General features: G+C 63.0%; 19 protein-coding genes. All 19 read left to right on the top strand.

Annotated features, from left to right (window positions below):
• The first annotated feature begins 47 nt into the window (after positions 1-47).
• The 19 genes from TU75_RS05235 to TU75_RS05145 all read left to right on the top strand — a co-directional run bounded on the left by TU75_RS05235 (position 48) and on the right by TU75_RS05145 (position 22,934).
• Complete coding sequence (locus TU75_RS05235; RefSeq protein WP_004371908.1) at positions 48-1,364, top strand: nucleotide sugar dehydrogenase; 1,317 nt, start codon at positions 48-50, stop codon at positions 1,362-1,364.
• Between the two features lie 83 nt (positions 1,365-1,447).
• On the top strand, positions 1,448-2,929 hold the full coding sequence (gene alg8, locus TU75_RS05230) for a mannuronan synthase (protein WP_162276117.1): 1,482 nt from the start codon (positions 1,448-1,450) through the stop codon (positions 2,927-2,929).
• 36 nt (positions 2,930-2,965) lie between these two features.
• A complete protein-coding gene (locus TU75_RS05225) occupies positions 2,966-4,132 on the top strand; it encodes an alginate biosynthesis protein Alg44 (RefSeq protein WP_004371911.1) in 1,167 nt (388 codons plus the stop codon).
• Between the two features lie 8 nt (positions 4,133-4,140).
• Positions 4,141-5,667, top strand: a complete 1,527-nt coding sequence (gene algK / locus TU75_RS05220) for an alginate biosynthesis TPR repeat lipoprotein AlgK (RefSeq protein WP_268977512.1) — start codon at positions 4,141-4,143, stop codon at positions 5,665-5,667.
• A complete protein-coding gene (locus TU75_RS05215; RefSeq protein ID WP_004371916.1) occupies positions 5,664-7,151 on the top strand; it encodes an alginate export family protein in 1,488 nt (495 codons plus the stop codon). Before algK ends, TU75_RS05215 begins: the two co-directional genes overlap by 4 nt.
• Positions 7,151-8,719 carry a mannuronan 5-epimerase AlgG gene (gene algG, locus TU75_RS05210; RefSeq protein WP_032870568.1) on the top strand — a complete coding sequence of 523 codons (1,569 nt, stop codon included), beginning with the start codon at positions 7,151-7,153 and terminating at the stop codon, positions 8,717-8,719. Before TU75_RS05215 ends, algG begins: the two co-directional genes overlap by 1 nt.
• Before the next feature lie 11 nt (positions 8,720-8,730).
• A complete protein-coding gene (locus TU75_RS05205) occupies positions 8,731-10,179 on the top strand; it encodes an alginate O-acetyltransferase (RefSeq protein ID WP_015371218.1) in 1,449 nt (482 codons plus the stop codon).
• Positions 10,180-10,187: 8 nt separating this feature from the next.
• Entirely contained in the window at positions 10,188-11,297 is a 1,110-nt protein-coding gene (locus tag TU75_RS05200; RefSeq protein WP_004371922.1) for a mannuronate-specific alginate lyase, read from the top strand.
• Between the two features lie 236 nt (positions 11,298-11,533).
• Complete coding sequence (locus TU75_RS05195) at positions 11,534-13,066, top strand: MBOAT family O-acyltransferase (RefSeq protein WP_015371217.1); 1,533 nt, start codon at positions 11,534-11,536, stop codon at positions 13,064-13,066.
• Positions 13,067-13,077: 11 nt separating this feature from the next.
• Positions 13,078-14,256: an alginate O-acetyltransferase gene (locus TU75_RS05190; RefSeq protein ID WP_060548358.1), complete on the top strand. Its 1,179-nt coding sequence runs from the start codon at positions 13,078-13,080 to the stop codon at positions 14,254-14,256.
• 16 nt (positions 14,257-14,272) lie between these two features.
• The gene (locus TU75_RS05185) at positions 14,273-14,929 is read left to right on the top strand and encodes an alginate O-acetyltransferase AlgF (protein ID WP_004371929.1); all 657 of its coding nucleotides are present in this window, start codon (positions 14,273-14,275) and stop codon (positions 14,927-14,929) included.
• Positions 14,930-15,116: 187 nt separating this feature from the next.
• Positions 15,117-16,568, top strand: coding sequence for a mannose-1-phosphate guanylyltransferase/mannose-6-phosphate isomerase (locus tag TU75_RS05180; RefSeq protein WP_004371931.1), 1,452 nt, complete (start codon positions 15,117-15,119; stop codon positions 16,566-16,568).
• 275 nt (positions 16,569-16,843) lie between these two features.
• On the top strand, positions 16,844-17,308 hold the full coding sequence (locus tag TU75_RS05175; RefSeq protein ID WP_060548357.1) for a hypothetical protein: 465 nt from the start codon (positions 16,844-16,846) through the stop codon (positions 17,306-17,308).
• A gap of 14 nt (positions 17,309-17,322) precedes the next feature.
• On the top strand, positions 17,323-18,135 hold the full coding sequence (locus tag TU75_RS05170) for an SDR family oxidoreductase (RefSeq protein ID WP_015371216.1): 813 nt from the start codon (positions 17,323-17,325) through the stop codon (positions 18,133-18,135).
• Positions 18,136-18,537: a hypothetical protein gene (locus TU75_RS05165; protein WP_004371943.1), complete on the top strand. Its 402-nt coding sequence runs from the start codon at positions 18,136-18,138 to the stop codon at positions 18,535-18,537. It begins immediately after the preceding gene.
• Between the two features lie 156 nt (positions 18,538-18,693).
• Positions 18,694-20,145, top strand: a complete 1,452-nt coding sequence (locus TU75_RS05160; RefSeq protein WP_231982023.1) for an efflux transporter outer membrane subunit — start codon at positions 18,694-18,696, stop codon at positions 20,143-20,145.
• A complete protein-coding gene (locus TU75_RS05155; protein ID WP_060548355.1) occupies positions 20,145-21,275 on the top strand; it encodes an ABC transporter permease in 1,131 nt (376 codons plus the stop codon). Before TU75_RS05160 ends, TU75_RS05155 begins: the two co-directional genes overlap by 1 nt.
• 7 nt (positions 21,276-21,282) lie before the next feature.
• Positions 21,283-22,035, top strand: a complete 753-nt coding sequence (locus TU75_RS05150; RefSeq protein ID WP_004371951.1) for an ABC transporter ATP-binding protein — start codon at positions 21,283-21,285, stop codon at positions 22,033-22,035.
• On the top strand, positions 22,032-22,934 hold the full coding sequence (locus TU75_RS05145; RefSeq protein WP_060548354.1) for an HlyD family secretion protein: 903 nt from the start codon (positions 22,032-22,034) through the stop codon (positions 22,932-22,934). The genes TU75_RS05150 and TU75_RS05145 overlap by 4 nt, the downstream gene beginning before the upstream one ends.
• The last annotated feature ends 64 nt before the right edge of the window (positions 22,935-22,998 follow it).

Below are 22,998 nucleotides of genomic sequence, written 5' to 3'. Positions count from 1 at the left end.
AACTCCGGCCATCCAATGGCAATGATTTAAATACAGAGGTAATTGCGATGCGCATCAGCATATTTGGTTTGGGTTACGTTGGCGCAGTCTGTGCCGGTTGCCTGTCTGCCCGTGGCCACGACGTGGTTGGCGTAGACATTTCCAAGGACAAGATCGACCTGATCAACGCTGGCAAATCGCCCATCGTTGAGCCTGGTCTGGGCGAGCTGTTGAGCCAGGGTATCCAAACCGGCCGACTGCGTGGCACCACCAACTTCGCCGAAGCGATTCGTGACACCGACCTGTCGATGATCTGCGTCGGCACGCCAAGCAAGAAAAACGGCGATCTGGAACTGGATTACATCGAAGCCGTGTGCCGTGAAATCGGTCTTGTGCTGCGTGACAAGACCACCCGTCATACCGTGGTGGTGCGCAGCACCGTATTGCCAGGCACCGTGGCCAATGTGGTTATCCCGATCCTGGAAGACTGCTCCGGCAAAAAGGCCGGTGTCGACTTCGGCGTCGCGGTCAACCCGGAATTCCTGCGTGAATCCACTGCCATCGCCGACTACGACCTGCCGCCGATGACCGTCATTGGCGAGTTCGACAAAGCCTCCGGCGATGTCCTGCAATCGCTGTACGAAGAACTCGACGCACCGATCATCCGCAAGGACATCGCCGTTGCCGAAATGATCAAGTACACCTGCAACGTGTGGCACGCCACCAAAGTGACCTTCGCCAACGAGATCGGCAACATTGCCAAGGCTGTCGGTGTCGACGGTCGCGAAGTGATGGAAGTGGTGTGCCAGGACAAGACCCTCAACCTGTCCCAGTACTACATGCGCCCGGGCTTCGCGTTCGGCGGCTCGTGCCTGCCAAAGGACGTGCGCGCCCTGACATACCGCGCAGGTTCCCTGGACGTGGAAGCGCCGCTGCTCAACTCGCTGATGCGCAGCAACGAATCCCAGGTGCAGAACGCCTTCGACATCGTTTCCAGCCACGACAAGCGCAAAGTCGCCCTGCTGGGCCTGAGCTTCAAGGCCGGCACCGACGACCTGCGCGAAAGCCCGCTGGTGGAGCTGGCCGAAATGCTGATCGGCAAGGGCTACGACCTGAGCATCTACGACAGCAACGTCGAGTACGCCCGTGTCCACGGTGCGAACAAGGACTACATCGAAGGCAAGATCCCGCACGTGTCGTCCCTGCTCAACTCGGACTTCGACGACGTGATCAACAACTCCGACGTGATCATCCTCGGCAACCGCGACGAAAAATTCCGCGCCCTGGCGCAGAACGCACCGCACGGCAAGCAAGTGATCGACCTGGTGGGCTTCATGTCCAAGGCGACCTGCACGACAGGTCGTACCGAAGGCATTTGCTGGTAACAGCAACGGCAAGTTCCGCGCTGCACCTGTCCTGCTCCCCCAGCAGGTGCAGCCGGAGCCTTCTTCACCTTCGGATGACGCTTATGTCCAAGTTAAAACACGTACTGCTCCAATCCGCCGGCTGGCTGTTCTTTCTGAGCCTGCTGATGGGTCTCGCCCTGCTGTTGCCGGCGAGTACGTTCGACTCCGAGTCGAAGAATTTTATTTTCCTGATTGGCGCCGTGGGTATCTGGCGCTACTCGATGGGTGCGACGCACTTCTTTCGCGGCATGCTGTTTCTGTACGTGGTGTACCCGCACCTGCGCCGCAAAGTGCGCAAGCTGGGCAAGGCTGCCGACCCGTCCCATGTGTTCCTGATGGTCACCAGTTTTCGTATCGATGCGCTGACCACCGCACAGGTCTACAGCTCAGTGATCCGCGAAGCCATCGAATGCGGCTTCCCCACCACCGTGGTGTGCTCGCTGGTGGAAATGTCCGATGAGCTGCTGGTCAAAAGCCTTTGGGAAAAGATGAACCCACCCGAGCATGTGAAGCTCGACTTCGTGCGCATCGCCGGCACCGGCAAGCGCGACGGCCTGGCCTTTGGTTTTCGCGCCATCTCACGTCACCTGCCGGATGACCGCGCCGTGGTGGCCGTGATCGATGGCGACACCGTGCTGGCCGAAGGCGTGGTGCGCAAGACCGTGCCGTGGTTCCAGCTGTTCGGCAACGTTGGCGGCCTGACCACCAACGAATTCTGCGAAGTACGCGGCGGCTACATCATGAGCGAATGGCACAAGCTGCGCTTCGCCCAACGCCACATCAACATGTGCTCCATGGCCCTGTCCAAGCGCGTACTGACCATGACCGGACGCATGTCGGTGTTCCGTGCCCGCGTGGTCACCGACCCGGGCTTTATCGCCGACGTGGAAAGCGACTCGCTGCAACACTGGCGCCTGGGCCGCTTCAAGTTCCTCACCGGTGATGACAAGTCCAGCTGGTTCAGCCTCATGCGCCTGGGCTACGACACCTTCTACGTGCCGGACGCCGCGATCAACACCGTGGAACACCCGCCGGAAAAGAGCTTCATCAAGGCCAGCCGCAAGCTGATGTTCCGCTGGTACGGCAACAACCTGCGCCAGAACTCCCGCGCCCTGGGCCTGGGTGTTCGCCGCCTGGGCCTGTTCACCAGCGTGGTGCTGTTCGACCAGCGCGTGTCGATGTGGACCTCCCTGCTCGGCCTGACCGTGGCAATCATCGCCACCTTCAAGTACGGCGGCGCCTTCATCCTCGCGTACCTGCTGTGGATCGGCATCACCCGCCTGATCCTCACTCTGCTGCTGTCGTGCTCCGGCCACACCATCGGCCCGGCTTACCCGGTGATTCTCTATTACAACCAGATCATGGGCGCGCTGGTGAAGATCTACGTGTTCTTCCGCCTTGATCAACAGTCCTGGACCCGCCAGGACACCAAACTGACCCGCGATTTGGCCAGCTTTCAACGTTGGTTCAACACCTGGTCGTCTCGGACCATGACCTTCTCCGCCGGCAGCATTTTCGTCGCCGTGCTCTTGATGATGGTCTGACCCTGCCAAGCCTGAATTAACCTAGGAATTACACCGATGAATAGCCAAGTAAACGCCAACGTTGTCCACGAATCCGAAGCCCAGCGCCAACATGCCCGGGTCAAGATCCCGGCCAAGCTGCGCTTTTTCAACACCGACCGCACCCAGACCGAAGCACGGGTGATCGACCTGTCCGCCGGCGGCCTGGCGTTCACCGCCACCCAGCCGTTGACCGTCGGTGAGGTGCACAAGGGCCGTCTGCAATTTGTGATCGACAACCTCGGCCTGGCGATGGACGTGGAGCTGCAGATCCGCTCCTACGACCGCCAGACCGGCCGCGCCGGTTGCCAGTTCCAGAACCTCGACGCCCAGGATATTTCCACCCTGCGCCACCTGATCACCTCGCACCTGTCCGGCGACATCGTGACCATGGGCGACGTGCTCGCCACCCTGCAGCGCGACAACTTCACCAAGGCGCGCAAGGTCAAGGACGGCGGCAGCGGCATGACCGCGTTCGGTCGCCTGCGCGCCGTGGTGTTCAGCGCCGGTATCTTCATCGTCGGCCTTGCTGCGTTCGGTTTCGTCTTCAAATCGGTGTACGGCATGTACTTCGTCAGCCACGCCCAGGCCGGCCTGGTCAGCGTGCCCGGCATGAACGTGACCATGCCGCGCGACGGCACTGTGCAGAGCCTGCTCAAAGGTGACGCTGTCGCCGCCAAAGGTGCGCCACTCGCCACCTTCAGCACCAGCATGCTCGACGTACTCAAGGGCCATCTGGACGAAGACCAGCTGCAACCGGCCAAGGTTGAGGAACTGTTCGGCAAGCAGATGACCGGCACCCTGACCTCGCCGTGCGATTGCGTGGTTGCCCAGCAAATGGTCGCCGACGGCCAGTACGCCAGCAAAGGCGATGTGATCTTCCAACTGGTGCCACGCGGTGCCCAGGCCAACGTGGAAGCGCGCTTCACCTATCGCCAGTTCGGCGACGTGCGCCCAGGCACCCCGGTGACGTTCCAGGTGGCCGATGAAGAACAGGTGCGCACCGGCACGATCGTCAGCAGCTCCAGCCTGAACAGCGCCGACCTGTCCTCCGACATCCGCGTGCAGATCAAGCCCGATGCACCACTGGACAGCGCCTACGCCGGCCGCCCGGTGGAAGTCACCAGCGACCGTGGCCCGTCGCTGAACTGGCTGATCGACAAAGCCATGGCTCACGGTCTGTAAGCGAGGACATGCCTGTGAACCCTATTTTAAGAACAACACAGAACTCCGTGGGAGCCGGGCTTGCCCGCGATGCAGGCAACTCGGTGTCCCTGACAAACCGTGCCGATGCCATCGCAGGCAAGCCAGCTCCCACACAAAGCAGATCCCATTCCACTTTGGCCTACTGCGCTCTGGCACTGGCTGTCAGCCTCGCCGGTTGCGCGGGCCTGCCCGACCAGCGCCTGGCCAACGAAGCCCTCAAGCGCGGCGACACCGCCACCGCCCAGCAGAATTACCAGCAACTGGCCGACCTGGGTTACAGCGAGGCCCAGGTGGGTCTGGCTGATATCCAGGTGGGCACCCGGGATCCTGCGCAGATCAAACAGGCCGAAGCCACTTACCGGGCCGCGGCCGACACGTCGCCGCGCGCCCAGGCACGCCTTGGTCGCCTGCTGGTGGCCAAGCCCGGCGCCACCGAAGCCGAGCACCATGAAGCCGAAGGTCTGCTGAAAAAAGCCTTTGCCAATGGCGAAGGCAACACCCTGATCCCGCTGGCCATGCTGTACCTGCAATACCCTCACAGCTTCCCGAACGTGAACGCCCAGCAACAGATCACACAATGGCAAGCCGCCGGTTACCCGGAAGCCGGCCTGGCCCAGGTGCTGCTGTACCGCACCCAGGACACCTACGACCAGCATCTGGATGACGTCGAGCGCATCTGCAAGGCCGCGCTCAACACCACCGACATCTGCTACGTCGAACTGGCCACCGTGTACCAGAAACAGGCCGCGCCGGAAAAACAGGCCGAGTTGCTCAAGCAGCTGGAAGCCGGCTACAGCCGTGGCACGGTCACTGCCCAGCGTGTCGACAGCGTCGCCCGCGTCCTCGGCGATGCCACCCTCGGCACCCCGGATGAAAAAACCGCCCAGGCGTTGCTGGAAAAAATCGCCCCCGGCTACCCGGCCTCCTGGGTCAGCCTGGCGCAACTGCTTTACGACTTCCCCGAACTGGGCGACGTCGACCAGATGATGCAGTACCTGGACAACGGCCGCGCCGCCGACCAGCCGCGCGCCGAACTGCTGCTGGGCAAGCTCTACTACGAAGGCAAGTGGGTGCCGGCGGACGCACAGGCCGCCGAAGCGCATTTCGAAAAAGCCGTGGGCAGGGAAGTCGCAGCCGACTACTACCTCGGCCAGATCTACCGCCGTGGCTACCTGGGCAAGGTCTACCCGCAAAAAGCCCTCGACCACCTGCTGACCGCTGCGCGCAACGGCCAGAACAGCGCCGACTTCGCCATCGCCCAACTGTTTTCCCAAGGCAAGGGCACCAAGCCCGACCCATTGAACGCCTATGTCTTCAGCCAGCTGGCCAAGGCCCAGGACACCCCGGAAGCCGTTGAGCTGGCCACCCAGCTCGAAGCACCGCTGACGCCTGAGCAACGCGCCGAAGGCCAACGCCTGGTGCAACAGGAACTGGCCGCTCGCGGCACCCTGGCCCAGAGCACGTTGCAATTGCACGCCCTGGATGAAGAAGACGACGGCGAGGAATCCCTATGAAGCTCAACCCATTCGTCAAGGCCGGTATCGGCCTGACCTTCGCCCTGCTGTGGTCGTGCCCGACCCTGGCCGCGCTCACCGAAGCGAAGAACTTCGGCCTGGAAGTCAAAGTCACCGGCCAGTCCGAGGATGACCGCGACCTGGGCACCCAGAAAGGCGGCGACGTCAACGGTATCGGTATCGACCTGCGCCCGTGGATCTACGGTGAAAGCGGCAACTGGAGCGCCTACGCCATGGGCCAGGCGGTGGCCTCCAGCGACATCATCGAGACCGACACCCTGCAACAGTCGGCCGATGACGAGAACCAGCAAACCAGCAACAGCGACCGCAAGACCAAAAAAAATTACCTGGCGATGCGCGAGTTCTGGGTGGCGTACGGCGGCTTCACGCCCTACCCCGGCGAGATCCTCAAGTTCGGTCGCCAACGCCTGCGCAATGACGACGGCCAATGGCGCGACACCAACATCGAAGCGCTGAACTGGACCTTCGACACCACCCTGCTCAAGGCCAATGTGGGCGCCGCCGAACGTTTCAGCGAATACCGCACCGACCTCAAGGAACTGTCCCCGCTCGACAAGGACCGCCAACACCTCTACGCCGACGCCGCCTACCAGTGGACGCCGGGGCAGTGGATCGGCCTGCGCGGCCACCACACCCATGACAACGGCAAGCTCGACTTCCCGGAACCGGGCGTGGCCACCGACTCGCTGGACAAGCGCGAAAACGGCGACCTGACCTGGCTCGGCATCGAAGCCAACAGCGACGCCTATAACTGGCGCAACACTAACACCGTCAACTACTGGGCCAGCGTCACCGGCATGAAAGGCGACCGCGACACGGTCAACGCCCTGAACGCCGACGGCAGCCGCCCTGCCACCGCCAAGCGCAGCGACAACATCAGCGGCTGGGCCACCGACCTGGGCGTGCGTCTGCGCCTGGACCCGCAGTGGCAAGTGGGCGCGGCGTATTCGCGTGCCAGCGCCGAGTACGAGCAGAACGGCCTGCAGAGCAACCGTTCGAACTGGACCGGTACCCAGTCCCGCGTGCACCGCTTCGGCGAAGCGTTTCGCGGTGAGATGAACAACATGCAGTCCATGAGCCTGTTCGGTTCCTGGCAACTGCGCGAGGACTACGACGCCAGCCTGGTGTACCACAAGTTCTGGCGTGTGGACGGCAACAAGCCGGTGGGCAGCAACGGCATCGACGCGGTGCAGAACAACACCGATGACGTGACCGGCGCGATCCTCTCCAGCACCTCGCTGCCTCTGGAAGACGGCAAGAAAGACCTGGGCCAGGAGATGGACCTGGTCGTCACCAAATACTTCAAGAAAGGCCTGCTGCCGGCCGCGCTCAGCCAGTCGATTGACGAGCCGTCAGCGCTGGTGCGCTTGCGTGCCGGTGTGTTCAAGCCGGGTGATGCCTATGGCAGCCAGGTCGACTCGTACATGCATCGCGCCTTTGTCGACGTGATCTGGAAGTTCTGATGGGAGCCTGCGCAATGAATGCTCAAAGCCTACTCGTCGCGGCAATGCTGATGGCCAGCGCCACGGCCTTTGCCGACACGGCGGCCAAGGCGCCGACCATCGCCAAGGAACTGCAACAGGCCAAGACCTACACCATTTCCAGCCCGCCCACCGCGCCGCTGGAAATGGCCAAACCGGCGCTGCCCGACCTGTCGGGCTACACCGCAGCGGCGATGGAAAAGAAGATCGTGCGCAACAAGCCGGGCAAGGTCAGCATCCGCCGCATGATGCAGGAAGACGCGCTCAAGGACTTTATCGGCGGTGACAACAAGATGGCCGAATGGGTGGTGCGCCAGCACGGCATTCCCCAGGCGATCTTTGTCGACGACGGCTATATGAACCTCAAGGACCTGTTGGCCAAAGTGCCCAAACAGTACCTGAGCGAAACGTCACCGGGCGTATTCCTGGCCAAGCTGCCGATCGTGGTGGGCCGTCAGGGCATCCTTGAAATCGACGGCAAAACCCAGGAGCTGCGCCTGTCCCAGCAAGCCGGTTCGTTCCTGATCAACGACGGCCAGCTGTTTGTGCGCGACACGCGGATCACCGGTTGGGATGAGAAAGCCAACGGCCCGGCGCTGTTCAAGTCGCCCAAGGAATTTCGTCCGTTCCTGCTGGCCTGGGGCGGCACCCAGACCTACATCGCAAACAGCAAGATGGCCAGCTTCGGCTATGCCAACAGCAAATCGTACGGGGTGAGTATTTCCCAGTACACGCCGAACATGGCCAAGGTGCTCAAGCGCCCTCAACCAACCGGCTGGATCGTCGATTCCGAGTTCTCGGACATGTGGTACGGCTTCTACTGCTACGAGACCACGGGCTTCGTGATCAAGGGCAATACCTACAAGGACAACATCGTCTACGGCATTGACCCCCATGACCGTTCCCACGGCCTGATCATCGCGGACAACACCGTGTACGGCACGAAGAAGAAGCACGGCATCATCATTTCCCGGGAAGTGAACGACAGCTTCATCTTCAACAACCGCAGCTACGACAACAAGCTGTCGGGCCTGGTGATCGACCGTAACAGCGAGAACAACCTGATCGCCGACAACGAGATCTACCGCAACCACACCGACGGCATCACGCTCTATGAGAGCGGCGACAACCTGCTGTGGGGCAACAAGGTGATCGCCAACCGTCGCCACGGCATCCGCGTGCGTAACAGCGTGAACATCAAGCTGTACGAAAACACCTCGATGGCCAACGGCCTGACCGGCGTCTACGGCCACATCAAGGATCTGACCGACACCGACCGCGACATCGCCCTCGACCCGTTCGACGCCAAGGTGTCGCTGATCGTGGTCGGCGGTGAACTGGCAGGCAACGGCAGCGGGCCGCTGTCGATCGACTCGCCGTTGAGCATCGAGCTGTACCGCGTGTCGATGCTGGCACCGACCAAAACCAGTGGCATCAGCTTCTCCGGGATTCTCGGTGAACGCCAGGAAGAAATTCTCGACCTGCTGGTGCGCCAGCAGAAAGCCGTGCTGATCGACCCTGTCGAACGCCAGACCGAAATGCTGGACTGAGGATGACCCTTATGCACCCACACATGATCAAACTGCTGAGCCTTTCGGGTCTGACCCTCGGCCTGCTGGCGGCCAGCCAGGGCGTGCGCGCCGATGAAGTGAAGGCGCCGACCTTCACCGCCGAACCATGCTGCAGCCTGTGCCCGGCCGCCCATGACGCGAAGAACTACACCACGCGCTACCAGCAGAACTTCACCACCCTGGTGCAAGCCCAGGGCGACTGGCTGTTCCGTACCCAGGAAGACCTGCGCACCGAATTCGACACCAGCCCCGCTGGTTACAAGCGTCTGCAACAACTGCACGATGCGTTCAAGGCCAAGGGCGTGGAACTGGTGCTGGTCTACCAGCCGACCCGTGGCCTGGTGAACCGCAACAAGCTCAACCCGGCAGAAAAAGCCTCGTTCGATTTCGACAAGGCGCTGGGCAATTACAAGACCATGCTCGGCCGCTTTGCCAAGATGGGCTACGTGGTGCCCGACCTGTCGCCGCTGACCAATGAGCAACTGCCGGATGAATTGCCGGCCCACGATTTCTACTTCCGCGGCGACCAGCACTGGACCCCATACGGCGCCCAGCGCACCGCGAAGATCGTCGGCGCCAAGGTGCGCGCACTGCCCGAATTTGCCGATATTCCCCGCCAGGAATTCGAAACCAAGCGCTCCGGGCGCATGGGCAAGACCGGCACCCTGCACAACATGGCCGGCCAGCTGTGCGGCACCAGCTACGCGATCCAGTACATGGATCAGTTCACCACCGAGCCCAAGGGCGAAGCGGGCGACGGCGACCTGTTCGGCGATTCGGGCAACCCGCAGATCACCCTCGTGGGCACCAGCCACAGCGGCAAGAACTACAACTTCGCAGGCTTTTTGCAACAGGAAATCGGTGCCGACATCCTCAACGTCGCCTTCCCTGGCGGTGGCCTGGAAGGCTCGATGATCCAGTACCTGGGCAGCGAAGAATTCCAGAAAACCCCGCCGAAAATCCTCATCTGGGAATTCTCGCCGCTGTACCGCCTGGACCAGGAAACCATCTACCGCCAGATGATGGCGCTGCTCGACAACGGCTGCGAAGGCAAGCCCGCGCAGATGAGTGCCAGCACCACGCTCAAACCCGGCAAGAACGAACTGATGGTCAACAGTTCGAACAAGGACCTGCGTAACGTGAACCACCAGGTCGATATCCGCTTCGCCGATCCCTCGGTGAAAACCTTGCAAGCCACCCTCTGGTACATGAACGGGCGCCACGAGGACATCAAGATCGAGAAACCCGAAACATCCGATACAGACGGGCGTTTCGCCTTTGAACTGCGCACCGATGAAGACTGGGCCTCGCAGAACCTGCTGGCCGTGGAAGTGCAGGGCCCCGAAGCGGGCGCTGCTGCGCAGAAAGTCGAAGCGAAAATTTGCACACGCAACGTATTTCCAGGCGGTGGTCAGCAGACCGCCCAACTCGGGAAGTGAGGTTACTTATGCAAAAGTTATTGATTCCATCGTTGCTCGGCCTGGCGATCTTCGCCGGCGCTGCCAACGCCGCCGCGCCGCTGCGTCCGCCCCAGGGCTATTTCGCACCGATCGAAGCGTTCAAGACCGGCGACTTCAAGGAAAACTGCGACACCATGCCCGCGCCCTACACCGGCCCGTTGCAGTTTCGCAGCAAGTACGAAGGTTCGGACAAAGCACGCTCCACGCTGAACCTGCAGTCGGAAAAAGCCTTTCGCGACAGCACCGCCGACATCACCAAGCTGGAAAAAGACACCAGCAAACGCGTGATGCAGTTCATGCGCGACGGCCGTCCGCAGCAGCTTGAATGCACGCTGAACTGGCTGGTGTCGTGGGCCAAGGCCGACGCGTTGATGTCCAAGGACTTCAACCACACCGGCAAGTCCATGCGCAAATGGGCGCTGGGCAGCATGGCCTCGGCCTATGTGCGCCTGAAGTTCTCCGACTCGCACCCGTTGGCCAATCACCAGCAGGAATCGCAGTTGATCGAAGCCTGGTTCAACAAGCTGGCCGACCAGGTGGTGAGCGACTGGGACAACCTGCCGCTGGAAAAAACCAACAACCATTCCTACTGGGCCGCCTGGTCGGTGATGGCCACGTCCGTCGCCACCAACCGTCGCGACCTGTTTGATTGGGCGGTTAAGGAATACAAGGTCGGCGTGAACCAGGTCGACGACCAGGGCTTTTTGCCCAATGAATTGAAGCGCCAGCAACGCGCCCTGTCGTACCACAACTACGCCCTGCCGCCGCTGTCGATGATCGCCAGTTTCGCGCTGGTCAATGGCGTGGACCTGCGCCAGGAAAACAACAGCGCGCTCAAGCGCCTGGGCGACAAGGTGCTGGCCGGGGTCAAGGACCCGGAGATCTTCGAGCAGAAGAACGGCAAAGAGCAGGACATGAAGGACCTGAAAAAGGACATGAAATTCGCCTGGCTCGAACCCTTCTGCACCCTCTACACCTGCGCCCCGGACGTGATCGAGCGCAAGCACGGCATGCAACCGTTCAAGACGTTCCGCCTGGGGGGTGACTTGACCAAGGTCTACGACCCGGCGCATGAAAAAGGCAACAAAGGCAGCTGATACATAGCTCCCGGTTGGACTCGGTCCAACTGTGAGAGCTGGCTTTATGTGGGAGCTGGCTTGCCTGCGATGCAGACACCTCGGTGATTCAGACAATCCGAGTTGATCCCATCGCGGGCAAGCCCGGCTCCCACATAAGCCAGCTCCCACACTGAACGCGTACACCCTCCCGAAATCGTGGGGGGGTTTGGGGGGGCTTCGGCCCTTGACTGTTGGTTAAACATGGAGAGATCGGGATGGTTTTCTCGTCCAATGTGTTCCTGTTCCTGTTCTTGCCGATCTTTCTCGGCTTGTATTACTTGAGCGGGCAACGCTATCGCAACCTGCTGCTGCTGATTGCCAGCTATGTGTTCTACGCCTGGTGGCGAGTGGACTTCCTGGCGCTGTTCGCCGCCGTCACGCTGTGGAATTACTGGATCGGCCTGAAGGTCGGTGCCGCCGGCGTGCGCACCAAGCCGGCCCAGCGCTGGCTGCTGCTCGGCGTGGCTGTCGACCTGTGCATCCTCGGCTACTTCAAGTACGCCAACTTCGGCGTCGACAGCATCAACGTGATGATGAAGTCGGCGGGCCTGGAGCCGTTCATCCTCACCCACGTGCTGTTGCCGATTGGCATCTCGTTCTACATCTTCGAGTCCATCAGCTACATCATCGACGTGTATCGCGGCGACACCCCGGCCACGCGCAACCTGATCGACTTTGCCGCATTCGTGGCGATCTTCCCGCACCTGATCGCCGGCCCCGTGCTGCGTTTTCGCGACCTGGCCGACCAGTTCAACAACCGTACGCACACCCTCGATAAATTCTCCGAGGGCTGCACGCGGTTCATGCAGGGTTTCATCAAGAAGGTATTCATCGCCGACACCCTCGCGGTGGTGGCCGACCATTGCTTCGCCCTGCAAAACCCCACCACGGGTGACGCCTGGCTCGGCGCGCTGGCCTACACCGCGCAACTGTATTTCGACTTCTCCGGCTACAGCGACATGGCCATCGGCCTGGGCTTGATGATGGGTTTTCGCTTCATGGAAAACTTCAAGCAGCCGTACATCAGCCAGTCGATCACCGAGTTCTGGCGCCGCTGGCACATCAGCCTCTCCACCTGGCTGCGTGACTACCTCTACATCACCCTGGGCGGCAACCGCAAAGGCACACTGACCACCTATCGCAACCTGTTCCTGACCATGCTGCTCGGTGGCCTGTGGCACGGCGCGAACATCACCTACATCGTGTGGGGCGCCTGGCACGGCATGTGGCTGGCGATCGAAAAAGCCATCGGCCTCAACACCGCGCCGCGTAGCTTCAACGTGGTGCGCTGGGCCTTCACCTTCCTGCTGGTGGTGATGGGCTGGGTGATCTTCCGCGCCGAAAACCTGCACGTGGCCGGTCGTATGTACGGCGCCATGTTCAGCTTTGGCGAGTGGTCGCTGTCGGAACTCAACCGTTCCAGCCTCACCGGCCTGCAAGTGGCAACCCTGGTGGTGGCCTACGCAACCCTGGCGTTCTTCGGTCTGCGCGACTTCTACACCAACCGCCCTGCGGATAAAGCCAAACCGGCCGACCCGAGCCTGATCAAGGCCGTACCGGGCGACAACCCCGGCAGCATCCATCAGCCCGGTTTCAGCGTGGGTCGCGATGCGGCCGTGCAACCGGCCTACTGGACCGCTGACTGGCCACGCTACGCCATGCGTGCGGCGGTGCTGCTGCTGTTCGTGGCGTCGATTCTGAAACTGTCGGCGCAGAGTTTCTCGCCGTTCCTTTACTTCCAATTCTGAGGGAGCCGACCATGACCCGTTCATTACGCGTCCTCTATATCAGCCTGTTCCTGGCGCTGCTGCTGGCGCTGGGCGCCTGGTCGCTGCGCAGCTTCATGGGCTTTAGCACCAACGCCGATGCGACTGTGCTCAACGGTCGCTGGACCAAGGCCGTCGAGACCCATTACGACAAAGAGTTCCCGATCAAGCGCCTGGGCACCAACCTGTGGGCGGCGCTGGACTACAAGCTGTTCAACGAAGGCCGCACCGGCGTGGTACTGGGTCGCGATCACTGGCTGTACAGCGATGAGGAATTCAACGCCATCGCCAACCAGGACCAGAACCTGCAAGACAACTACGCGCTGGTCGAAGGCGTACGCCAGAAGCTCAAGGCCCGTGGCATCCAGTTGGTGATGGCGATTGTGCCGGCCAAGGTGCGCCTGTACCCGGAGCATCTGGACGAGGTGAAACCGGCGAGCATCCACGCCAACCTGTACCAGGACTTCCACGCCCGTGTCGCCGCCGACAAGATCGTCGCGCCGGACCTGCTGGAGCCGCTGCAACAGGCCAAGCTGACCGGCACGCAAGTGTTCCTGCGCACCGACACCCACTGGACCCCGGACGGTGCGGAAATCGCAGCCAAGCAATTGGCCAAAACCATCTCCGAGCAGACGCCATTGAGCGGCGAGCCGCAGCGCTTTGTCACCGAGGCGGAAAAAACCGAGCCGCACAAAGGTGACCTGCGCCTGTTCCTGCCGCTGGACCCGCTGTTCGAAAACCTGATGCCGCCCAAGGAGCCCCTGCAAAAACGCGTGACGCACCTGGCGCAGGACAAAGGCGAAGACGCCCTGTTCGCCGACAGCGAAACCCCGGTGGCCCTGGTGGGCACCAGCTACAGCGCCAATCCCAACTGGAATTTTGTCGGCGCGCTCAAGCAGGCCCTGCACAGCGACGTCATCAACTACTCCGAAGACGGCCACGGCCCGATTCTGCCGATGCTCAGCTACCTGAAAAGCGATGACTTCAAGAACACCCCACCGCAAGTGCTGATCTGGGAGTTTCCTGAGCGTTATCTGCCTGTGAACAACGAAATCGGCGACGCCGACCCCGACTGGGTTGCGCAGCTCAAACAAGCCGGTATGCGCCAGCAAGACCTGGCGTCGAACAACCCCCTTAAAAAATCCGAGACGCCCGACCGGGCGCACAACTGAAAGAGAGGTAACTCACATGACTTTCACTACAACTGCGCGCCATCTCACCAAGACTCTGGCCATCGCTGCCGGCTTGAGCTTCGTATCGATGTCCGCCTTCGCCGGTGGTGACGCCGCCCTGTACGGCCCCACCGCACCAAAAGGCTCAAGCTTTGTGCGTATCTACAACGCCAGCAACCAGGAAGTCAGCGCCACTGTGGGCAATACCAACCTCAATGAGGTTGCGCCACTGGCCAGCAGCGACTTCAGCTTCATGCCCGGCGGTGACTACAGCGCCAAAGTCGGCAGCCAGACCGTACCGGTCAAGCTGGCCGCCGACCACTACTACACCCTGGTCAACAGTGGCAGCGGCCAGCCGCAGCTGATCGAAGAGCCGCCGTTCAAGAACAAACAGAAAGCGCTGGTGCGTGTGCAGAACCTCAGCGACAAGGCCCTGACCCTGAAAACCGCCGATGGCAAGACCGATGTGGTCAAGTCGGTGGCCGCCAAGGGCCGTGGCGAGCGTGAAATCAACCCGGTGAAGGTAAGCCTGGCGTTGTATGACGGTGACAAGAAAGTCGGCGATGTGAAGCCGGTTGCGTTGGAACGTGGTGAAGCGGCGGTGCTGTATGTCACCGGTTCTGGTTCGAGCCTGTCGCCAGTGTGGGTGAAACGCCCCGTGTCGACCCGCTGATGATTTCCCTGAGTTGACACGCCCCCTTGTGGGAGCTGGCTTGCCTGCGATGGCGGTCTTGAAAACGCCATCGCAGGCAAGCCAGCTCCCACACTGAACGGGTTTCAGCTCAGGACCGAGACAAAAACAAGAGTGAAACGACAAACCTTCGTAGCTCTGACCCAAACTGATTCAAGGAGAAACACCCATGATCCCAGTAATCCTTTCCGGTGGTAGCGGCTCACGTCTTTGGCCGCTTTCGCGTAAACAGTTCCCTAAACAATTCCTGGCCCTGACCGGTGAGCACACCCTGTTCCAGCAAACCCTGGAGCGCCTGGTGTTCGAAGGCATGGACGCGCCGATTGTGGTGTGCAACAAGGACCACCGCTTCATCGTCAACGAGCAGTTGAGCGCTCGCAAGCTCGAGTGCCAGCGCATCCTGATGGAACCCTTCGGCCGCAACACCGCGCCGGCCGTGGCGCTGACCGCGATGATGCTGGTCAACGAAGGCCGTGACGACCTGATGCTGGTGCTGCCGGCCGACCACGTGATCGACGACCAGAAAGCCCTGCAACGCGCCCTGGCCCTGGCCACCGTGGCGGCCGAGCGCGGCGAGATGGTGCTGTTCGGCGTTCCGGCCACCCGCCCGGAAACCGGCTATGGCTACATCAAGTCCGCCAACGACTCGCTGCTGCCCGAAGGTGTCAGCCGCGTCGAACAGTTCGTGGAAAAACCCAACGAGAAGCGCGCCGTCGAGTTCGTCAAAAGCGGCGGCTATTTCTGGAACAGCGGCATGTTCCTGTTCCGCGCCAGCCGCTTCCTCGAAGAGCTGAAAAAGCACGATCCGGACATCTACGACACCTGCCTGCTGACCCTGGAGCGCAGCGAGCAGACCGCCGACACCGTGACCTTCGACGAAGCCACTTTCGCCTGCTGCCCGGACAACTCCATCGACTACGCCGTGATGGAAAAAACCCAGCGCGCCTGCGTGGTGCCGCTGAGCGCTGGCTGGAGCGACGTGGGCTGCTGGGCCTCGCTGTGGGCGGTCAACGATAAAGACGCCAATGGCAACGTGAGCAAGGGTGATGTGGTCATCCAGGACAGCCGCAACTGCATGGTGCACGGCAACGGCAAGCTGGTGTCGGTGATCGGCCTGGACAATATCGTGGTGGTGGAAACCAAGGACGCGATGATGATTGCCCACAAGGACAAGGTCCAGGGCGTCAAGCAGATGGTCAACACCCTCAACGAGCAGGGCCGCAGCGAAACCCAGAACCACTGCGAAGTCTATCGTCCGTGGGGTTCCTACGACTCGGTGGACATGGGCGGCCGCTTCCAGGTCAAGCACATCTCGGTCAAGCCGGGCGCGTGCCTGTCGCTGCAGATGCATCACCACCGCGCCGAACACTGGATCGTGGTGAGCGGCACCGCCGAAGTCACCTGTGACGAGAACGTGTTCCTGCTCTGCGAGAACCAGTCCACCTACATCCCGATCGCCTCGGTGCACCGCCTGCGCAACCCGGGCAAGATCCCGCTGGAGATCATCGAAGTGCAATCGGGCAGCTACTTGGGCGAAGACGACATCGAGCGCTTCGAAGACATCTACGGTCGCTCGACGCCGATTGAACGTGGCGTGTCGGTGAAAACTATCGCGCAGTAACACGGTCGTAGAACAAGCCCCCACCCGGCCCACTGCGTCCCCTATCCGCAGTGGGCCGGGTGGGGGCTTTTTTTCGGATGGTTGGTGGTGACTGTACGGGCCTCATCGCAGGCAAGCCAGCTCCCACAGTTGACCGCGCATCCACTTTAGAATGCGGTCGAACGTGGGAGCTGGCTTGCCTGCGATGGCGTCCGTGCGGCCCACACACTGCTCAAGGTAACCAATCCCACCTCAGCTTAAGTTAGGATGCTGGTTCCCTATTCGAGGTGGTCTCCATGTTCTTCGGCGTTCTCCTGATCATCACCTGGCTGATCCTGCTGGTGCGCTACCCGGCCAGGGCCTTGCCGGTGTCCCTGGCCGCCGCCGCAGGCCTGGGCCTGGTCGCGGTGTGGGTGGTGTGGCTCGACAACCGCGAAGCCTCGCAATTGGCGCGCCTTGAACTGCGCATCACCTACTCGCCTCAGGAATGCCCCGCCGACCGCCCACTCAAATTGACCCTGAACAACGGCAACGACGTCCCCCTCACCGAACTGCGCTGGCGCGTCGCCGCCTACGCACCGGGCGACAGCGTCAACCTGGCCGACAACGTCTACGCCGCCCCCCGCTATCGCGGCCCCGGCGAATTGCAGGCCGGTGCCACCTGGGACGATTGCCTGCCCACCCCGCCGCTGCGCCCCGGTTACCGCGCGCAAACCCTGGAATTTCGTGCCGAGCACCTGCAAGGCAGTTTCTCGGACTGACAAAGGATTGACCCATGCCCAACGTACTCATCACTGGCTGCTCCAGCGGCATCGGCCGCGCCCTGGCCGACGCGTTTAAAGACGCAGGTTTCGACGTGTGGGCCAGCGCCCGCCGCGCGGACGATGTCGCCGCCCTCGCCGCCGCAGGCTTGCGGGCCGTGCAACTGGACGTCAACGACAGCGCCGCTCTGCAGCACCTGGCCGAGCAACTGGGCGAGCTGGATGTGCTGGTCAACAACGCCGGCTACGGCGGCATGGGGCCGCTGCTCGACGGCGGCACCGAGGCCATGCAGCGCCAGTTCGAAACCAACGTATTCTCCATCGTCGGCGTGACCCAGGCGCTGTTCCCGGCCTTGCGCCGCAGCAAGGGGCTGGTGGTAAACATCGGCAGCGTCTCCGGCGTGCTGGTCACGCCGTTTGCCGGTGCCTACTGCGCCTCCAAGGCCGCCGTGCACGCGCTGAGCGACGCCCTGCGCATGGAACTGGCGCCGTTCGGCATCCGCGTGATGGAAGTGCAACCCGGCGCGATCGACACCCACTTCGCAAAAAATGCCGGCGCCCAGGCCGAACGCCTGATCCACGAACAATCACCCTGGTGGCCCCTGCGCGACGGCATCCGCGCCCGCACCCAGGCCTCACAGGACAAACCAACCTCCGCCAGCGTCTTCGCGGTGGATGTGCTCAAGGCCACGCAACGGCAAAAGCCCCCGCGCTTGCTGCGTTCGGGCAATGGCAGCCGGGCGTTGCCGCTGATGGCAGCGTTGTTGCCCAAGGGCTTGCTGGAGAAAGTGTTGAAGAAGCGTTTTGGCTTGAATGGGAGTTTATAAATGATCGACTACAGCGACTTTTTCGAAGAAGTGATCCAGACCCACATCGAGATCGAGCAATGGTTTGCCGGTGTGGCACCGGAAGGTACGCTGCAACAGTTGCTGGCGCGCTTTTCGCCGGAGTTCACCATGATCGCGCCGTCCACCGGCACGCGCATGAATGCGGCCGGGGTCAATTACCTGTTTACGCGGCTCGGCGGGCAGCGGCCGGGGTTGAAGATTACCTTGAGCGAGCTGACCGGCATTGATCGGCATGCGCGCGGGGCCATCGTCAGTTACCGCGAGCATCAGGTTGATGACAGCGGCACCCAGACAGACCGCCGTGCCACGGTGGTGTTCGAGAAGCTGGCCAGCGGCGCCCTGCTGTGGCGCCATTTGCACGAAACCTACTGCCAGGCCTGATCGGCCACCTTCCCCATGGCAGACGACTGCGCGTGCGGTCGTCTGCCCCTTCATTTGCCCGCAATACAATTTCGCAACAGAACTGAACGGACGCTATGGGTACAGTCGCGCCCTGAATCCTGACTCAGCATCCTCAGACCCCTATCGCGTTTGTCGTTGATCGTAGTCCGCATCGATCCCATCACGCCCTGGGTGACCCCTATCAAGCTTTTCAGCAGATCGCGCTCGTGTCGTACGCTGTGCACCCTGTCCCTGGTGTTGGTCGCCGGCTGTTCGGTAGCCCCGCTGCCCGCCTTGAAACCGTCCACGCCGCAGGCATGGCGCAATACGCCGGCTGCCCTGGCGGCGCACAAGCCCGATTTGAATCAGTGGTGGCACGCCTTCAACGATCCCGAACTCGATGCCCTGGTGGTGCGCGCCCTGCACAACAATCTGGAGGTCGGCGCGGCCATCGAGCGGTTGCGGGCCACCCGCGTGCTCAGCCGCAGCGCGCAGGCGCCCTACCTGCCGTCGCTGGGCGTGAAGACCCACGATGCAATCAGCCCCGACACCAGCACCTCATACTTTCTGATCGGCTTCGATGCGCAGTGGGAATTACCGCTGTTCGGCGCCCGGCAAAGCGCCGAGCGCCTGGCCCAGGGTCATGAAGCGCTGGTGCAGGCCGATGTGCGCAGCGTGCAGGTGTCACTGGTAGCCGAGGTTACCCGGCAGTGGCTGGAACTGCGTTCGGCGCAACAGGCAGAGCTCAGCCTGACCCGCCTGCGCGACACCCAGCAGGAAAAACTGGCGCTGCTGCGGGTGCGCGAGCACCTCGCCCTGGCCTCGCCCGCCGAAGTCTGCGCCGCTGAAGCGGAACTGGCGCAGGCCGAGATGAGCCTGAGCGCGCCGCGTCAGTTGATCAACCGCCACGGGCAACAGTTGGCGCTGCTGGCGGGCCAACCCGAACCTGACCCGCGCTGGCTGCAACCGCGACCGCCGCCTACCCTGGGCCCGTGGCAGCTCGGCACCCTGCCGGCGGACCTGTTGCGCACGCGCCCGGACATCGCCAGCGCCGAGGCCCAGGTGCTGGTCGCCGCCGGGGAGCTGGGCATGAGCCGCGCCGACCTGTACCCACGCCTGAGCCTGGGCGCGTCGTTGCAGTGGTCGGTGAACATCGCCAGCAACCGCAAACGCACGCCCAGCGGCAACGGCATTTTCTCGGCCGGGCCGGGCATCAGCATTCCGTTGTTCGACTGGGGCCAACGCGCCAGCGCCGCTCGCGCCAGCGACCACCTGCTACAAGCCGCCCTGCTGGATTATCGGCAGGCCGTTTTGCAAGGCGTCTCCCAGGTGGAAACGGCGCTGGGGGATCTGCAACAAACACGGCTGCGTGAGCAGGCGGCCCGCCAGGCACAGACGGCAACGCAAGCACGCCTGCACGCCTTGCGACAGCGCGCGCAGCTGGGGTTGATGAGCACGCTGGCGCTGGCGGACGCCGAGATGCGCGCGCAACAGGCCCTGCAACAGGCGGACGCTGCCAGTACGGAACGAGGTATCGCCTACATTGCGCTGTACAAGGCGCTCGGTGGCGCACCGTTGCCAGCGGGCGCAATCAAGGAAGCTGACTGATGGTCGCCCTTGCCCGCCTGACCCTGATCCATGAATGGCGCCGCTTCCTGCCGGCAATTATCGCCGTGGGCTTCGCCGGGTTGCTGCAATTGCTGCAGGCTGCGCTCGTGCTGGGCATCTTTGGCAGCGCCAGCGTGTATATCACCGGCTCCACGGCCGACCTGTGGGTTGGTTACCTCGGCACCCAGAGCGTCAACCTCGGCAGGCCCATCGACGCCGGCGTGGAGATGCGTTTGCGCATGGACGCCGATGTGGTACGGGTGGAACCGTTTCGCTGGGTCGACGCCGATTGGCGCGGCGCCCGGGACACTGGCGGCGTGTCGGTGTTTGTGTCGGGTATCGATGCCGGCCCGCAAGGCCTGATGTTTGAACGCGTGCTGCCGACCGCGCTGCGCGCACGCCTGGATGAACCCGGCGCAGTGATCGTCGACCGCGCCGACCTCGACAGCCTGGGCGTCAACCTGGGGGACGCCGCGACCATCAACGGCCATCGCGTGCGCGTGGTCGGCATCACCAACGGCCTGCGCGCGCTGGGCGGGGTGAACGTGCTGGCGTCGCTGGCCACCGCGCGACAACTCGACACCACCGCGCCCGCAGACCGCATTACCTACCTGGTGGCCAAGGTGCGCGACCCCGCCCAGGCCGAGGCGGTTGCCGCGCGCCTGGGCGACGGCGCCGCGTTCGGCAGCTACGCGGTATGGACGGCACAACAGTTCGCCCAACGCTCGCAGCTGTACTGGATGTTCGACACGGGCGCCGGGGCCGGCGTGCTGTTTCTGGCGGCGATCGTGTTTCTGGTGGGCGCCGTGATCACCAGCCAGACGCTGGTGGCTGCAGTCGTCGGCTCGATCCGCGAATACGCGACCTTGAACGCCCTGGGCGTTGGCGTCACGGCCCTGCGTAAAGTGGTGATGGAGCAGGCGTTCTGGGTCGGGGCCCTGGGCCTGCTGGGGAGTTCGGTGCTGGCCGGGCTGTTCTTCGCGCTGGCCGGCTACTACAACGTGCCGTTGCAGCTCTCGCCCATCGCAGCGCTGGTGTGCCTGCTGCTGAGCATGACCCTGGCCCTGGTGTCAGGCCTGGCGGCCATCCGCACCCTACGTCACGCCGACCCGGCGAGTCTTTTGAGATGAACCGTCCATGAGCGTTCTGACCTCGGCATCACCCATCACCCTGCACGCCAGCGGGATCAGCAAAGCCTTCACTTCGGGACGGGTGGTAACCCCCGTGCTGCACGACATCACCCTGGCGATACGCCCTGGCGAACTGACCCTGATCTCCGGCCCGTCCGGCTGCGGCAAAAGCACCCTGCTCGCGATTCTCAGCGGCCTGCAACGGCCAGACCGGGGCAGCGCCTGCGCACTTGGGCAAGACCTGGGCAGCCTCGACGCCCGCGCTCTGGAGCAGTTTCGCCTGCGGCACACCGGCTTTGTGTTCCAGGGCTTCAACCTGTTTCCGGCGTTGACCGCGCTGCAACAGGTGGCGCTGCCCTTGGGCTACCTCGGGCTGCCGGCCAGGGAAATCCGGCAACGCGCCATCGAAGCGCTGGAAGAGGTCGGCCTGGGTGCGCGCCTGAAACTGCGCCCGGCCGAATTGTCCGGCGGCGAAAAGCAGCGCGTCGCGATTGCGCGGGCGGTGGCCAAGGCGCCCGAACTGCTGTTCGCCGACGAACCGACCAGTGCGCTGGACGCCGCCAACGGCCACATTGTGATCGACATCCTGCACCGCATCGCCCGCACCCGTGGCACCACGGTGCTGTGCGTCAGTCACGACCCGCGCTTGATCAGCAATGCCGACCGGGTGCTGACCATCGAAGACGGCCGCATCCTCAACGACACCCCTTTTCCCTTCCAGCCGGCGACAACCGCCGGTGCCCAGGAACCCTGCGCATGAACCCACGTCTGTTTCGCCCCTGGCTGTTGTTGAGCAGCGCACTGCTGGTGCTGAGTGCCTGCTCCCGTGAAGACGTCCCGGCCAGGCCCGCTGCGGCGCCCCCGACCTACCTCGCAGTGGCGCGCGGCCGCATTGACGTGGAAGGCGGTTTGCTCAGGCTCGGTGTCACCCGTGACGGCGTGGTGGCCGAGATCAAGGTCAATGAAGGCGAAGCCGTCAAGCAGGGTCAACTGCTCGCCACACTGGACAGTGAACCGGCGCAACTGGCGGTGGCTGCCGCACTGGGTGAGCAGCAGCAGGTGGAGGTTCAGGCCAGGCAACTGGCCAGGCAGCTCACGTTCGCCGAGCAAACGGCCACGCGCCTGAGCACTGCTGCCGCCGCCGGTGCCGGCGATAGCCAGAGCGCCGACGAGGCCCGCGAGAGCGCCGCGCGGTTACGCGACGCGCTGGAAAAAAATCAGGGCGACGCCCAGGCCGCCGCAAGAAAGCTGACGGCGGCCCGCTACGAACTGACCCGGCGCAGTCTGCGTGCACCCATCGACGCCGAGGTGGTGCGCCGCCTGATCCAGCCTGGCGCCGCCGTCTCCGCACAATCGGGCGCGGCATTCGTGTTGCTGCCCAACCAGCCACGCATCGTGCGCGCCGAGCTGAATGAGTCATTCACCAGCGTGGTCGTCCCGGGGATGAAGGCCGAGGTCACGGACGACAGCGTCAACGGCTCCACGCCGCTGATCGCCCACGTGGTGCGCATCAGCTCAGTGCTGGGCAGCAGCACCCTGGAAGACGACCCCCAGGTCAGGGCCAATATGCGCACGGTCGAATGTATCCTCGCGTTCGACCAACCACCGCCAGCATCACTGCGGGTGGGGCAGCGCATGCTGGTGCGGTTTGGGCCGTAGCTATCGGCAAATGCTGCCCTGTGACAGGCGGGCTACTGTGGCAAGCCCGCTACTGTGGCGAGCA

The sequence above is a fragment of the Pseudomonas poae genome (genome assembly GCF_001439785.1).
GTDB lineage: Bacteria > Pseudomonadota > Gammaproteobacteria > Pseudomonadales > Pseudomonadaceae > Aquipseudomonas > Aquipseudomonas poae.
Note: the sequence above shows the minus strand (reverse complement) of the source record. Positions and strands in the feature narration are given on the sequence as shown.

Excerpts from the sequence above, each read along its gene's own strand:
- TU75_RS05235 (WP_004371908.1), top strand. The coding sequence starts at position 48 with ATGCGCATCAGCATATTTGGTTTGGGTTACGTTGGCGCAGTCTGTGCC.
- alg8 (WP_162276117.1), top strand. The coding sequence starts at position 1,448 with ATGTCCAAGTTAAAACACGTACTGCTCCAATCCGCCGGCTGGCTGTTC.
- TU75_RS05225 (WP_004371911.1), top strand. The coding sequence starts at position 2,966 with ATGAATAGCCAAGTAAACGCCAACGTTGTCCACGAATCCGAAGCCCAG.
- algK (WP_268977512.1), top strand. The coding sequence starts at position 4,141 with ATGCCTGTGAACCCTATTTTAAGAACAACACAGAACTCCGTGGGAGCC.
- TU75_RS05215 (WP_004371916.1), top strand. The coding sequence starts at position 5,664 with ATGAAGCTCAACCCATTCGTCAAGGCCGGTATCGGCCTGACCTTCGCC.
- algG (WP_032870568.1), top strand. The coding sequence starts at position 7,151 with ATGGGAGCCTGCGCAATGAATGCTCAAAGCCTACTCGTCGCGGCAATG.
- TU75_RS05205 (WP_015371218.1), top strand. The coding sequence starts at position 8,731 with ATGCACCCACACATGATCAAACTGCTGAGCCTTTCGGGTCTGACCCTC.
- TU75_RS05200 (WP_004371922.1), top strand. The coding sequence starts at position 10,188 with ATGCAAAAGTTATTGATTCCATCGTTGCTCGGCCTGGCGATCTTCGCC.
- TU75_RS05195 (WP_015371217.1), top strand. The coding sequence starts at position 11,534 with ATGGTTTTCTCGTCCAATGTGTTCCTGTTCCTGTTCTTGCCGATCTTT.
- TU75_RS05190 (WP_060548358.1), top strand. The coding sequence starts at position 13,078 with ATGACCCGTTCATTACGCGTCCTCTATATCAGCCTGTTCCTGGCGCTG.
- TU75_RS05185 (WP_004371929.1), top strand. The coding sequence starts at position 14,273 with ATGACTTTCACTACAACTGCGCGCCATCTCACCAAGACTCTGGCCATC.
- TU75_RS05180 (WP_004371931.1), top strand. The coding sequence starts at position 15,117 with ATGATCCCAGTAATCCTTTCCGGTGGTAGCGGCTCACGTCTTTGGCCG.
- TU75_RS05175 (WP_060548357.1), top strand. The coding sequence starts at position 16,844 with ATGTTCTTCGGCGTTCTCCTGATCATCACCTGGCTGATCCTGCTGGTG.
- TU75_RS05170 (WP_015371216.1), top strand. The coding sequence starts at position 17,323 with ATGCCCAACGTACTCATCACTGGCTGCTCCAGCGGCATCGGCCGCGCC.
- TU75_RS05165 (WP_004371943.1), top strand. The coding sequence starts at position 18,136 with ATGATCGACTACAGCGACTTTTTCGAAGAAGTGATCCAGACCCACATC.
- TU75_RS05155 (WP_060548355.1), top strand. The coding sequence starts at position 20,145 with ATGGTCGCCCTTGCCCGCCTGACCCTGATCCATGAATGGCGCCGCTTC.
- TU75_RS05150 (WP_004371951.1), top strand. The coding sequence starts at position 21,283 with ATGAGCGTTCTGACCTCGGCATCACCCATCACCCTGCACGCCAGCGGG.
- TU75_RS05145 (WP_060548354.1), top strand. The coding sequence starts at position 22,032 with ATGAACCCACGTCTGTTTCGCCCCTGGCTGTTGTTGAGCAGCGCACTG.